Here is a 12,994-nt window from a genome sequence, read left to right as displayed (position 1 = left end):
CTGCTAACGGCGCGCTTTCTCTCAGAGTCGGCCCTGAGCCAGCAGCCACTCGCGCACCAAAAACAGCGCGCTGACGTTACGGGCTTCGTTAAAATCTTCTTCATCCAGCAGCGACATCAGCTGCGCCAGCGGCCAGCGCACCTGCGGCAGCGGCTCAGGTTCATCGCCCGGCAGTGACTCAGGATAGAGGTCTTCCGCCACCAGGATATTCATTTTGCTGGAGAAGTAAGAGGGGGCCATACTGAGCTTCTTCAGAAACGTCAGCTTATTGGCGCCAAAGCCAACCTCTTCTTTCAGCTCGCGATTCGCTGCTTCATCCACGGTTTCACCCGGGTCAATCAGCCCTTTGGAGAAACCCAGTTCGTAGGATTCCGTGCCGACGGCATACTCGCGAATCAAAATAATGTGATCATCAACAATCGGCACAATCATCACCGCTTCACGGGTGGATGGCCGCATACGTTCATAAACGCGACGCACACCGTTGCTGAATTCCAGATCGACGCTTTCGACATTAAAGAGGCGCGAACGGGCGACAGTTTCAACATTGAGAATGGTGGGTTTTTGTAATGATTTGCTCATTGTCATCGGTCTATGCTGTGATTAAGCAGTCATTGTGCGATACGCAACACGCTTTCGGCAATCCAAATCGCTACTTATTTACAGAGTTGTAACCTTTTACCGGCAAAGGGGAAAGTAATAAAGATAAAAAAGTCAATAGCTTGAATTCTGTTTGAGAATTTACCGATTTCTGCGCATTAACGTTTTTGGTAAGCTTATACGTTGCTGCATGACATATTCACTACCCTGTAACCAGGTGCGCCACTAACACTGCAGCTTGACGTTAGTCTTCACGTTCACCGACGATATCGTAAGAAAAAATAACTATGATGGGATGGGCATGGGCACCTTTCTGATTTTCCTTACAGCTCTGCTAATCTGCGTATTGCTCATCGGATGGTGGTACCGCGCTCACGCCAGACGCCGACGCCTTCCTCTACTGCACGCCTTTAGCGACGCCACTACGCGGCCGCTTCCTGCCGATGAGCGTCAGGCTATCGAAAAGTATCTTGCGGAGCTCAGTCGCACCCTGCAGGTCCCGGCGTCCGGCGCAACGACCGCGCCCGTCGCTTTGGCGCTGAATGAACAGAGTGATACGGTCTACGCGGTGACGCGAGCCATCACTCGCTACGGGATCACTACCGACGCGCCGAATAAATGGCGCTACTTTCTCGATTCGGTGGAAGTCCATCTGCCGCCGTTCTGGGAACAGCATATCAACGACGAAAACAGCGTTGAGCTGATCCCAACCGACAGCCTGCCGCTGGTTATCACCCTTAACGGACATAGCCTGAGCGACTATCGTCAGGAGGCGCAAAGCTACGCCCTGGAACGCGCATCGGCCACCCAGGCCTCCATTCGCGGCGAAGAGAGCGAACAGGTAGAGCTACGGCAGATCCGTCGGGAAAGTCGGGAAGAACACGCCCTCAACCGGCCGGATGGGCTGCGCGAAGCGATCCTGATTGTCGCCTCCTTTCTGTTCTTTTATTTCAGCCTGATTGGGCCAGCCGTTTTTACCCCCTGGCTGGTGGCCGCGGGGGTACTGCTTCTCGCCGCTGGCGTGGGGGGGATCTATGCCCCGCCGCGCCGCGCCGCGTTGCGCGAAATTCACTGCCTGCGGGGCGTTCCCAAACGCTGGGGTCTGTTTGGCGAAAACGATCAGGAACATATCAATAACATCTCGCTGGGTATTATCGATCTCATCTATCCGCGCCACTGGCAGCCATGGATCGCCCAGGACCTGGGACAGCAGACCGATATTGATATCTATCTCAACCGTCACGTGGCCCGCCAGGGACGCTACCTGTCGCTCCATGATGAAGTGAAAAACTTCCCACTACAGTACTGGCTGCGCAGCGCGATTATCGCCGCCGGCGCGCTGGTAGTGGTGATCATGCTGTGGGTCAGCGTACCGCTAAATATGCCGTTTAAGTTCACCCTGTCGTGGTTGAAGGGCGCCCAGACGATTGAAGCGACAACCGTCGACCAGCTGGCAAAAGCCCATGTGCGCATTGGCGATACGCTGCGCCTGACAGGCACCGGGATGTGTAATATCCGTACGCCGGGTAGCTGGTCGGCCAAAGAGGATTCGCCGTTCCTGCCTTTCGATTGTTCACAGATTGTATGGAACGACGCCCCTCCTCTGCCGCTGCCGGAGTCTGATATTGTCAGCAAAGCGACCGCCCTGATGCAGTCCGTCCAGCGCCAGCTGCACCCGGAAACCGACGATGACTCCCGCGTCAGCCCGGCGCTGCGCTCCGCGATTCAGAAATCAGGCATGGTGCTGCTGGATGATTTCGGCGATATCGTCCTGAAAACCAACGATCTCTGCTCGGCAAAGGATGACTGCCTGCGCCTGAAGAATGCGCTGGTCAACCTCGGAAATACCCGTAACTGGGAGGCGCTGACCAAGCGCGCCACCGCCGGAAAACTGGACGGCGTGAACGTGCTGCTGCGCCCGGTCAGCGCGGAGTCGCTGGAGAATCTGGTGACCACTTCCACCGCCCCCTTTGTAATGCGTGAAACTTCGCGAGCCGCGCAGGCGCTAAACAGCCCGGCGCCCGGCGGTTTCTTGATCGCCAGCGATGAAGGCAGCGTGCTGGTCAATCAGCCGTGGCCGGCGGTGAGCCTGTATGATTATCCGGCACATGAGCAGTGGAGCGAGCTGCGGCGACTGGCCGGTATGCTCATGCATACCCCTTTCCACGCCGAAGGGATCGTCACCAATCTGTTTACCGACGCCAACGGCACCCAGCATATCAATCTGCACCGCATCCCCGACCGCAGCGGACTGTGGCGCTATCTGGGCATTACGCTGCTGCTGTTGTCGATGCTGGGATGCATGGCTTACCACGGCGTACAGGCGCTGCGTCGTTATCAACGCCATCGCCAGCGTATGGAAGAGATTCAGAAATATTACGAAAGCTGCCTGAACCCGGTACTGCTCCCCGCGTCTGACCCGCAAGATTAATTTTCCCGGCGACAGGGTATGATACCCTGTCGCCCATTTTCTGCTCGCTGGAGAGTCATCATGCATTTTGATATCGCCTGGCAGGAGGTCGATACCGTTCTGCTGGATATGGACGGCACGCTCCTGGACCTCGCTTTCGACAACTATTTCTGGCAAACGCTGGTGCCTGAAACCTGGGGAGCCGCCCGCGGCCTCAATCTGCAGGAGGCGAAAGACGCCATGCGCCAGGAGTATCACGCCGTGCAGCATACGCTAAACTGGTACTGTCTGGATTACTGGAGCGAGCGCCTGGGTTTGGATATTTGTGCGATGACCAGCGAACAGGGTCCGCGCGCCACGCTGCGCGAGGATACGGTGCCGTTCCTTGATGCGCTCAAGGCCTGCGGTAAGCGACGCATTCTGTTGACCAATGCCCATCCCCACAATCTGGCGGTGAAGCTCAAACACACCGGCCTGGATGCGCACCTTGATTTATTACTTTCCACCCACACATTTGGTTATCCGAAAGAGGATCAGCGCCTGTGGCGCGCCGTGGCGGAGGAGACTGGCCTTGAGGCCCATAAAACGCTGTTTGTCGACGACAGCGAGGCGATTCTGGATGCCGCGAGGGAATTTGGCATTCGTTACTGCCTGGGCATTACCAATCCCGACTCCGGGCTGGCGGAAAAGCAGTATCTGCGCCACCCAGGATTGAATGATTACCGGCGACTGATCCCTTCGCTTACCCCGAAGGAGAGGCGATGAAAGAGAAGCCCAGCGAAACCGTCAGACTGGACAAATGGCTTTGGGCCGCCCGCTTTTACAAGACCCGCGCGCTGGCGCGGGAGATGATTGAAGGCGGCAAGGTGCATTACAACGGACAACGCAGCAAACCCGGGAAAATTGTCGAGCTGGACGCCATGCTGACGCTGCGCCAGGGCAATGACGAGCGTACGGTACGGATTGTCGGTATTACCGAACAGCGCCGCCCGGCAAGTGAAGCCGTCGCCCTGTATGAAGAGACGGCGGAAAGTATCGAGAAGCGTGAAAAAGTGGCCCTGGCGCGCAAAATGAACGCCCTGACCATGCCGCACCCTGACAGACGTCCGGACAAGAAAGAGCGCCGCGACCTGATGAGATTTAAACACGGCGAGAGTGAGTAACTCGCGCCAGAAAGAGAGATGATTATGACTCAACACGATCAATTACATCGTTATCTGTTTGAAAACTATGCCGTACGCGGCGAGCTGGTGACGGTGTCGGAAACCCTGGAACAGATTCTGGCGAATCACACCTATCCACAGCCGGTGAAAACGGTGCTGGCGGAGCTGCTGGTCGCCACCAGCCTGCTGACCGCGACGCTGAAGTTTGCTGGTGATATTACCGTTCAGCTGCAGGGCGATGGCCCTTTACAGCTGGCGGTGATCAACGGCAATAACCAGCAGCAGTTGCGCGGCGTCGCGCGCGTGCAGGGCGATATTGCGGACGATGCGGATCTGAAAACGATGGTCGGCAACGGCTATCTGGTCATTACCATCTCCCCGAAAGAGGGTGAACGTTATCAGGGTGTGGTCGGTCTGGAAGGCGATACGCTGGCCGCCTGCCTGGAAGATTACTTCCAGCGTTCAGAGCAGCTGCCGACGCGCCTCATCATTCGCACCGGGGAACATGAAGGTCAGCCGATGGCCGGTGGGATGCTGCTGCAGGTGATGCCGGCGCAGGATACCCAGACGACCGACTTCGAGCACCTGGCGACGCTCACCGAGACCATCAAGGCGGAAGAGCTGTTCACCCTGCCGGCGAACGATGTGCTGTGGCGCCTGTACCATGAGGAAGAGGTCACGGTCTACGAGCCGCAGAGCGTCGAGTTCAAATGTACGTGTTCTCGTGAACGCTGCGCTGGCGCGCTGAAGACCCTGCCGGATGAAGAGATAGATAGCATCCTCGCCGATGAAGGCGAGATTGATATGCACTGCGACTACTGCGGTAACCACTATATCTTCAATGCCATGGATATTGCCGAGATCCGTAATAACGCCTCTCCGGCCGACCCACAGGTCCATTAATCCCCGCGTCTTCCACAGGTACAGGGTGGCGATGTTGTTCGTCGCCTTGTGCCTGACTTTTATTTATTCACGAGTTGAATCGATTTTCCCTGAAAGAGTTACGTAATTTTATTCCAGGAAAGCGATTACATTCACAATTCAGTAGTTTTTTTAATTACTTTTTAACCATTAATAAACATCTACCCCCAACATCCGTCCATTTCCTGAGATAATCCACTTCACTTCGTGACAGGAGTCACCGTTTTTTTCGTCATTCTGAGGAATGTCGAGATACGTAAATCTATGAGCCTGGTCGCGGTCAATACCCGGTAAGAAACCCTACAATTTACAGCAGTACATCTTGGCTAAGGAGCAGTGACATGCGCGTTAATCATGGTTTAACCCCGCAGGATCTCAAGGCTTATGGTATCAATGACGTTCAGGATATCGTCCACAACCCCAGCTACGATATGTTGTTTCAGGAAGAGCTCGACCCCAGCCTGGAAGGTTACGAACGTGGCGTATTAACCAGTCTGGGTGCTATCGCCGTCGACACGGGCATTTTTACCGGCCGTTCTCCGAAAGATAAGTATCTCGTTCGCGACGACACCACCCGCGATACCGTCTGGTGGTCCGATAAAGGCAAAGGTAAAAACGACAACAAGCCGCTTTCACAGGAAACCTGGCAGCATCTGAAAGGGCTGGTGACCCAGCAGTTGTCCGGTAAACGGCTGTTTATCGTCGACGCCTTCTGCGGCGCCAACGCCGATACCCGTCTCAGCGTGCGCTTTATTACCGAAGTGGCCTGGCAGGCGCACTTCGTTAAAAACATGTTCATCCGCCCGAGCGATGAAGAGCTGGCGGACTTCGAGCCCGACTTCATCGTGATGAACGGCGCGAAGTGCACCAACCCGCAGTGGAAAGAGCAAGGTCTGAACTCGGAAAACTTCATCGCCTTCAACCTCACCGAGCGCATCCAGCTGATCGGCGGCACCTGGTATGGTGGCGAAATGAAGAAAGGGATGTTCTCGATCATGAACTACCTGCTGCCCCTGAAGGGCATCGCCTCCATGCACTGCTCAGCCAACGTCGGCGAAAAAGGCGATGTCGCTATTTTCTTCGGCCTCTCAGGCACCGGCAAAACCACCCTCTCCACCGATCCAAAACGCCGCCTGATTGGCGATGATGAACATGGCTGGGATGACGACGGCGTGTTTAACTTCGAAGGGGGCTGCTACGCCAAGACCATCAAGCTCTCTGAAGCGGCCGAGCCGGATATCTATCACGCCATTCGCCGCAATGCTCTGCTGGAAAACGTGGTGGTGCGCGCCGATGGCACGATCGATTTCGATGACGGTTCGAAGACTGAAAACACCCGCGTCTCCTACCCCATCGACCATATCGACAACATTGTTAAACCGGTTTCCAAAGCGGGTCACGCCACCAAAGTGATCTTCCTGACGGCCGATGCGTTCGGCGTCCTGCCGCCGGTCTCCCGCCTGACCGCCGATCAGACCCAGTACCATTTCCTGTCCGGGTTTACCGCCAAACTGGCCGGCACCGAACGCGGCGTGACCGAGCCCACGCCAACCTTCTCCGCCTGCTTTGGCGCCGCCTTCCTGTCGCTGCATCCGACACAGTACGCCGAAGTGCTGGTTAAACGTATGCAGGCGGCCGGCGCGCAGGCTTATCTGGTCAATACCGGCTGGAACGGCACCGGCAAGCGTATCTCGATTAAAGATACCCGCGCCATCATCGACGCCATCCTCAATGGCTCGCTGGACAACGCGGAGACCTTTACCCTGCCGATGTTTAACCTGCAGATCCCAACGGCGCTCCCGGGTGTGGATACCCAGATCCTCGATCCGCGCAGCACCTATGGTTCCCCGGAGCAGTGGCAGGAAAAAGCCGATCAGCTGGCGAAGCTGTTTATCGAGAACTTTGAGAAGTATACCGATACGCCAGCGGGCGCCGCGCTGGTGGCGGCAGGGCCGCAGCGCTAACGGGCGTAGAGGTGAAAAAGCCGGGCTTGCCCGGCTTTTTGTTGTGCAACGTCCTGATTAGCCAACCTCGGCCGCACTCAGCTCTCTTTGGTGGGTTTCATCGGCGCCAGCATCCGGTGCACCGGCAGCCAGGCGCGGATCAGTAATCCGCCGCGTTCGCTGGAGCCAATCTCCAGTCGGCCGTTGTGATTGTCGATAATACGCTGAACAATCGCCAGCCCCAGCCCGGTGCCGCTGGTACTGCGGGCGCTATCGCCGCGTACAAACGGCTGGAACAGATGTTCGCGCTGCTCAGGTTTGATCCCCGGCCCGTCATCTTCCACCTGGAACCAGGCCCGACTCGCTTCGCTGCCGCTGCTGACCTTGATCCAGCCATTGCCGTAGCGGGCCGCATTCACCACCATATTCGCCAGCGCACGCTTGATAGACAGGGGATGCATGCGTACCGGGATTTCACCGGCCTGCAGGGCAGTGGCGATCTCACGTTCATAGCCGCTCTCTGCGGCGATCACTTCCCCCAGCACCGCATTGAGGTCCGCCAGCTCCATCGGCATCTCCTGCCCGGTGCGCAGATAATCGATAAACTGCTCGATGATGGCGTTGCACTCTTCGATATCTTTGTTAATCGACTCCGCGAGATACCCGTCCTGCTCGCCCATCATCTCGGTGGCCAGACGAATGCGCGTCAGCGGAGTACGTAAATCGTGGCTGACCCCGGCCATCAGCAACGTACGGTCGTCAGCCAGCTGCTTCACGCCCGCGGCCATATGGTTAAAGGCGCGGGTCACCGAACGCACCTCAGAGGCGCCGTACTCTCGCAGCGGCGGCGGGATAATACCGCGCCCGACCTGCAGCGCCGCGTGTTCGAGATCTACCAGCGGACGGTTCTGAATACGGATAAACAGCCAGGCGCCGCCTATCGCCAACAGCATGATCGCCAGGGTATAGCGGAACAGCGGCGAGAAGTCGCCCTGATGGATCTCGGTCAGCGGTACCCGCACCCAGATATTGGGCGACAGCCAGGTCTTCAGCCACACCACGGGGGAGCTTTTATTGACCTCCACCCGCACCTCAGTGGGGCCGCCGAGCTGATGCGCCATCTGCTGGCTTAAGAATTCATAATGCTGCGCCCAGCGCAGCCCTGCGTCTTCCGCCGCTTCATTGGAATAGAGCGAAATCCCCAGCTCACGATAAATTTCACGACGAAACGCCGGGGGCACCACCAGCTGGGTGCCATCCTCCAGCTGCAGTTTGTCGGTCATCAGCATACGGACTTCGTAGGCCAATACTTTATTAAACTGCTGGAGACTCGGCAGGATCGCGAAATTCAGTACCACCAGATAGGTCGTCACCAGGCTGACGAACAGCAAGGTGACGATCAGGAGCAGCGTGCGAGCAAAGGAGCTGCGCGGCGAAAAGCGCACGCGTTTCATGCCTTAGAGCCGTCCGGGACGAAGACGTAGCCCAGACCCCAGACGGTCTGGATATAGCGCGGATGCGCCGGGTCCTCTTCCACCATGCGGCGCAGGCGGGAGATCTGAACGTCGATGGAGCGCTCCATCGCTGAATATTCGCGGCCGCGGGCGAGGTTCATCAGCTTATCGCGCGACAGCGGTTCGCGAGGATGACTCACCAGCGCCTTCAGGACCGCAAATTCGCCGCTGGTTAACGGCATCGGCTCGTCTTCACGGAACATCTCGCGGGTGCCCAGGTTCAGTTTGAATTTACCAAAGGCGATAACCGCCTCTTCCTGCGATGGCGCGCCCGGCAGTTCATTCGCCTGACGACGCAGCACGGCCCGAATACGGGCCAGCAGTTCACGCGGGTTAAACGGCTTCGGAATGTAGTCGTCAGCCCCGATTTCCAGGCCAACGATCCGGTCAACCTCTTCACCTTTCGCCGTCACCATAATGATCGGCATCGGGTTGCTCTGACTGCGCAGACGACGGCAAATCGAGAGACCATCTTCCCCAGGCAGCATCAGATCCAGCACCATCAGGTGGAAGGATTCACGGGTTAACAGACGATCCATCTGTTCGGCGTTCGCCACGCTACGAACCTGGAAGCCCTGCTCGGTCAGATAACGTTCGAGCAGCGCACGCAGGCGCATGTCGTCATCCACAACCAGAATCTTATAATTCTCTTGCATTGTTTGTACTCCCAAAGGTTCACTGCAATAGTCAGTGCGTATTCTCAAAAAAGCCCGGCGCGCTCACCAGCTAAATCTGGTATATATTCCAGGCTAAATTGTTACAAAGCATATTTAACAGCAGGTTAAGTATACATTTAATCATAAGACACAGTATTTATCCTGTCGGTATTATTACGCGCTACAAATTGTGCGCAACGACAGACTGTCAGAAGGTTGAACTCACGATGAAAACGCCGCTGATCACCCGCGAGGGATATGAAAAACTGAAGCAGGAAATGGACTACCTGTGGCGCCAGGAGCGCCCGGAAGTGACCAAAAAGGTCACCTGGGCCGCCAGCCTTGGCGACCGCAGCGAGAACGCGGACTACCAGTACAACAAAAAGCGCCTGCGGGAGATCGATCGCCGGGTCCGCTATCTGACCAAATGTCTGGAACAGTTAAAGATCGTCGATTATTCCCCGCAGCAGGAAGGCAAAGTCTTCTTCGGCGCCTGGGTAGAGATCGAAAACGACGAGGGTGACACCAAACGCTTTCGCATCGTCGGCTACGATGAGATTTTTGGCCGCAAAGACTACATCTCCATCGACTCACCGATGGCGCGGGCCTTGCTGAAAAAAGAGGTCGGCGATCTGGCTATCGTTAACACGCCGGCGGGCGAAGCCAGCTGGTATGTCAACGAGATCGAATACGTAAAATAGACAAGAACTTTCCGAGAGACACCGAGCGCGACTGGCATTTTCAGCCGTCAGTCCGTATAACTAGTCCCTGATTTTTGACCCTAAAGATGAATTAAAAGCCATGATGAATGATTCGCTCTGCCGCATTATTGCGGGTGAACTTCAGGCCAGAGCCGAACAGGTAGAAGCTGCCGTTCGCCTGCTTGATGAAGGGAACACCGTGCCGTTTATTGCACGTTATCGTAAAGAAGTCACCGGCGGTCTGGATGACACGCAGCTGCGTAATCTGGAAACCCGCCTTGGCTATCTGCGCGAACTGGAAGACCGTCGTCAGGCGATCCTCAAATCCATCGCTGAACAGGGCAAACTGACCGACGCGCTGGAAAAAGCCATCACCTCCACGCTGAGCAAAACCGAACTGGAAGACCTCTACCTGCCGTACAAGCCGAAGCGCCGTACCCGCGGGCAGATCGCCATCGAAGCCGGGCTGGAGCCGCTGGCTGACCTGCTGTGGAACGAACCGTCCCACGATCCGGAAACGGAAGCCGCAAAATATATTGACGCCGATAAAGGCCTGGCCGACAGCAAAGCGGCGCTGGATGGCGCGCGCTATATTCTGATGGAGCGGTTTGCCGAAGACGCCGCGCTGCTGGCGAAGGTCCGTGACTATCTGTGGAAAAACGCCCACCTGGTCTCCACCGTCGTCAGCGGCAAAGAAGAGGAAGGCGCCAAATTCCGCGACTACTTCGATCACCATGAACCGATCGCCACCGTGCCGTCGCATCGCGCGCTGGCGATGTTCCGCGGTCGCAACGAAGGCGTGCTGCAGCTCTCTTTAAACGCCGATCCGCAGTTTGACGAGCCGCCGAAAGAGAGCCACGGCGAGCAAATTATTATCCACCACCTTGGCCTGCGCCTGAATAACGCCCCGGCGGACAGCTGGCGTAAAGGTGTCGTCAGCTGGACCTGGCGTATCAAAGTACTGATGCACCTCGAAACCGAGCTGATGGGCACCGTGCGCGAGCGCGCGGAGGACGAAGCCATCAACGTCTTCGCCCGTAACCTGCACGACCTCCTGATGGCCGCGCCCGCCGGGCTGCGCGCCACCATGGGACTCGATCCGGGCCTGCGCACCGGGGTGAAAGTGGCCGTCGTCGACGCCACCGGTAAACTGGTCGCCACCGATACCATCTATCCCCATACCGGCCAGGCCGCCAAAGCGGCCGTCGTCGTCGCCGCGCTGTGTGAAAAGTACAATGTTGAGCTGGTGGCCATCGGCAATGGTACCGCCTCGCGTGAAACCGAGCGTTTCTTCCTCGACGTGCAGAAGCAGTTCCCGAAAGTCACCGCCCAGAAGGTGATCGTCAGCGAAGCCGGGGCTTCCGTTTACTCCGCCTCCGAGCTGGCGGCCCAGGAGTTCCCGGACCTCGACGTGTCGCTGCGCGGCGCGGTCTCCATCGCCCGCCGTCTGCAGGATCCCCTGGCCGAGCTGGTGAAAATCGACCCGAAATCGATTGGCGTCGGCCAGTATCAGCACGATGTCAGCCAGACCCAGCTGGCGCGTAAGCTGGACGCGGTGGTGGAAGACTGCGTGAACGCCGTCGGCGTTGACCTGAACACCGCCTCCGTTCCGCTGCTGACCCGCGTCGCCGGCCTGACCCGCATGATGGCGCAGAACATCGTTGCCTGGCGCGACGAGAACGGCCAGTTCCAGAATCGCCAGCAGTTGCTGAAGGTCAGCCGTCTGGGGCCGAAAGCCTTTGAACAGTGCGCCGGCTTCCTGCGTATCAACCACGGCGACAACCCGCTGGATGCCTCCACCGTGCACCCGGAAGCCTATCCGGTGGTCGAGCGCATTCTGGCCGCCACCCAGCAGGCGCTGAAAGATCTGATGGGCAACAGCAGCGAACTGCGTCATCTGAAGGCCGTGGATTTCACCGATGAGAAGTTCGGCGTTCCGACCGTCACCGACATTATCAAAGAGCTGGAAAAACCGGGCCGCGATCCGCGTCCGGAGTTTAAGACGGCGAAGTTCGCCGACGGCGTAGAGACCATGAACGATCTGCTGCCGGGGATGATCCTGGAAGGCGCCGTCACCAACGTCACCAATTTCGGCGCGTTTGTCGATATCGGCGTCCATCAGGATGGACTGGTACACATTTCGTCGCTTTCTGACCGGTTTGTTGAAGATCCGCACACCGTGGTGAAAGCGGGCGACATCGTGAAGGTCAAAGTCATGGAAGTCGATCTGCCGCGTAAACGTATCGCTCTGACCATGCGTCTCGACGAGCAGCCAGGCGACAGCAACGCCCGCCGCGGCGGCGGTCAGGATCGCCCCCAGGGCAACCGCCCGGCCGCGAAAGCCGCCAAACCCCGCGGTCGCGAGGCACAGCCTGCCGGTAACAGCGCAATGATGGATGCCCTCGCTGCGGCGATGGGTAAAAAACGCTAATCTCTCCCTGCCCCTTTTCAGGGGCAGTTTTCATTTTTCATCCCCTGGCGATACGGCCGCCATTACGCGCAAAACGGGTTCAGTCATTTCTGATAACCTGCATTAATTCCGTTAAGGAAAGGTCGCGAAATTATTATTTTCATTTCGTTAACTTAAGAAACCTTAATTAAACATTAGATCGCCGAAATAATATTTTGCGCCTATTTGATCACCGACTGGATTTTGCGGCATATCAATAAAAAGGTGATTTTCGCTATAAAAATAGCGCGAAGCGCATCATATGTATTGATGATAAAAACCATTCTCATTATCATCACTTTCAGAACGTTTTTTCCTTTTTCGTTGGCTACGGTCCCCGGCGCAGCTGCCTCCAGGCGTCCGGAAAATTCTTCTTCGGTTAGCGATAGACAAGTAGGCCCTATGCAATTCACACCTGATAGTGCGTGGAAAATTACCGGATTCTCCCGCGATATTAGCCCAGCATACCGTCAGAAATTACTCTCCCTCGGCATGCTGCCCGGTTCCTCTTTTCATGTGGTTCGCGTAGCGCCGCTCGGCGATCCTGTTCATATTGAAACCCGACGCGTCAGTCTGGTATTACGCAAAAAAGATCTCGCCTTAATCGAACTGGAAGCGGTTGCACAATAACGGCTGG

At 56.9% G+C, this 12,994-nt stretch carries 11 protein-coding genes; 8 read left to right on the top strand and 3 right to left on the bottom strand.

The genetic code is table 11. From position 1 onward, the window contains the following. Window positions 1-21 precede the first annotated feature (21 nt). On the bottom strand, window positions 22-582 hold the full coding sequence (gene nudE, locus AS136_RS09455; protein WP_012967138.1) for an ADP compounds hydrolase NudE: 561 nt from the start codon (window positions 580-582) through the stop codon (window positions 22-24). Window positions 583-901: 319 nt separating this feature from the next. On the opposite strand from nudE, the gene AS136_RS09450 reads away from it, so the two are divergent. The 5 genes from AS136_RS09450 to pckA all read left to right on the top strand — a co-directional run bounded on the left by AS136_RS09450 (window position 902) and on the right by pckA (window position 7,058). Continuing rightward, the gene (locus AS136_RS09450) at window positions 902-3,031 is read left to right on the top strand and encodes an intracellular growth attenuator family protein (protein WP_016161902.1); all 2,130 of its coding nucleotides are present in this window, start codon (window positions 902-904) and stop codon (window positions 3,029-3,031) included. A gap of 60 nt (window positions 3,032-3,091) precedes the next feature. Beyond that, the gene (yrfG, locus tag AS136_RS09445) at window positions 3,092-3,775 is read left to right on the top strand and encodes a GMP/IMP nucleotidase (protein WP_004181456.1); all 684 of its coding nucleotides are present in this window, start codon (window positions 3,092-3,094) and stop codon (window positions 3,773-3,775) included. Next, the gene (hslR, locus tag AS136_RS09440; RefSeq protein WP_008807008.1) at window positions 3,772-4,173 is read left to right on the top strand and encodes a ribosome-associated heat shock protein Hsp15; all 402 of its coding nucleotides are present in this window, start codon (window positions 3,772-3,774) and stop codon (window positions 4,171-4,173) included. Before yrfG ends, hslR begins: the two co-directional genes overlap by 4 nt. Window positions 4,174-4,191: 18 nt before the next feature. Next, window positions 4,192-5,076: an Hsp33 family molecular chaperone HslO gene (hslO, locus tag AS136_RS09435; protein ID WP_008807007.1), complete on the top strand. Its 885-nt coding sequence runs from the start codon at window positions 4,192-4,194 to the stop codon at window positions 5,074-5,076. A 359-nt stretch (window positions 5,077-5,435) separates the two neighbouring features. Then, complete coding sequence (gene pckA / locus AS136_RS09430; RefSeq protein ID WP_016161903.1) at window positions 5,436-7,058, top strand: phosphoenolpyruvate carboxykinase (ATP); 1,623 nt, start codon at window positions 5,436-5,438, stop codon at window positions 7,056-7,058. Window positions 7,059-7,135: 77 nt separating this feature from the next. Here pckA and envZ read toward each other — a convergent pair whose 3' ends face one another. Beyond that, window positions 7,136-8,491, bottom strand: coding sequence for a two-component system sensor histidine kinase EnvZ (gene envZ / locus AS136_RS09425; protein WP_008807005.1), 1,356 nt, complete (start codon window positions 8,489-8,491; stop codon window positions 7,136-7,138). After that, on the bottom strand, window positions 8,488-9,207 hold the full coding sequence (gene ompR, locus AS136_RS09420; protein ID WP_001157751.1) for an osmolarity response regulator transcription factor OmpR: 720 nt from the start codon (window positions 9,205-9,207) through the stop codon (window positions 8,488-8,490). Before ompR ends, envZ begins: the two co-directional genes overlap by 4 nt. A gap of 227 nt (window positions 9,208-9,434) precedes the next feature. Between ompR and greB the strand changes: the two genes are divergently transcribed. The 3 genes from greB (at window position 9,435) to feoA (ending at window position 12,987) form a co-directional block, all read left to right on the top strand. After that, window positions 9,435-9,908 (top strand): transcription elongation factor GreB, encoded by a 474-nt coding sequence (gene greB / locus AS136_RS09415; RefSeq protein WP_008807004.1) that lies wholly within the window; start codon window positions 9,435-9,437, stop codon window positions 9,906-9,908. A gap of 100 nt (window positions 9,909-10,008) precedes the next feature. Continuing rightward, a complete protein-coding gene (locus tag AS136_RS09410) occupies window positions 10,009-12,339 on the top strand; it encodes a Tex family protein (protein WP_023323342.1) in 2,331 nt (776 codons plus the stop codon). Between the two features lie 420 nt (window positions 12,340-12,759). Then, window positions 12,760-12,987 carry a ferrous iron transporter A gene (gene feoA / locus AS136_RS09405; RefSeq protein WP_002920506.1) on the top strand — a complete coding sequence of 76 codons (228 nt, stop codon included), beginning with the start codon at window positions 12,760-12,762 and terminating at the stop codon, window positions 12,985-12,987. The last annotated feature ends 7 nt before the right edge of the window (window positions 12,988-12,994 follow it).

Origin of the sequence: Klebsiella sp. D5A (genome assembly GCF_001620885.1) — a bacterium.
Classification (GTDB): Bacteria; Pseudomonadota; Gammaproteobacteria; order Enterobacterales; family Enterobacteriaceae; genus Klebsiella; species Klebsiella variicola.
Note: the sequence above shows the minus strand (reverse complement) of the source record. Positions and strands in the feature narration are given on the sequence as shown.

Coding starts and splice junctions, on each gene's coding strand:
- nudE (WP_012967138.1), bottom strand. CDS start 582: ATGAGCAAATCATTACAAAAACCCACCATTCTCAATGTTGAAACTGTC.
- AS136_RS09450 (WP_016161902.1), top strand. CDS start 902: ATGGGCACCTTTCTGATTTTCCTTACAGCTCTGCTAATCTGCGTATTG.
- yrfG (WP_004181456.1), top strand. CDS start 3,092: ATGCATTTTGATATCGCCTGGCAGGAGGTCGATACCGTTCTGCTGGAT.
- hslR (WP_008807008.1), top strand. CDS start 3,772: ATGAAAGAGAAGCCCAGCGAAACCGTCAGACTGGACAAATGGCTTTGG.
- hslO (WP_008807007.1), top strand. CDS start 4,192: ATGATTATGACTCAACACGATCAATTACATCGTTATCTGTTTGAAAAC.
- pckA (WP_016161903.1), top strand. CDS start 5,436: ATGCGCGTTAATCATGGTTTAACCCCGCAGGATCTCAAGGCTTATGGT.
- envZ (WP_008807005.1), bottom strand. CDS start 8,491: ATGAAACGCGTGCGCTTTTCGCCGCGCAGCTCCTTTGCTCGCACGCTG.
- ompR (WP_001157751.1), bottom strand. CDS start 9,207: ATGCAAGAGAATTATAAGATTCTGGTTGTGGATGACGACATGCGCCTG.
- greB (WP_008807004.1), top strand. CDS start 9,435: ATGAAAACGCCGCTGATCACCCGCGAGGGATATGAAAAACTGAAGCAG.
- AS136_RS09410 (WP_023323342.1), top strand. CDS start 10,009: ATGATGAATGATTCGCTCTGCCGCATTATTGCGGGTGAACTTCAGGCC.
- feoA (WP_002920506.1), top strand. CDS start 12,760: ATGCAATTCACACCTGATAGTGCGTGGAAAATTACCGGATTCTCCCGC.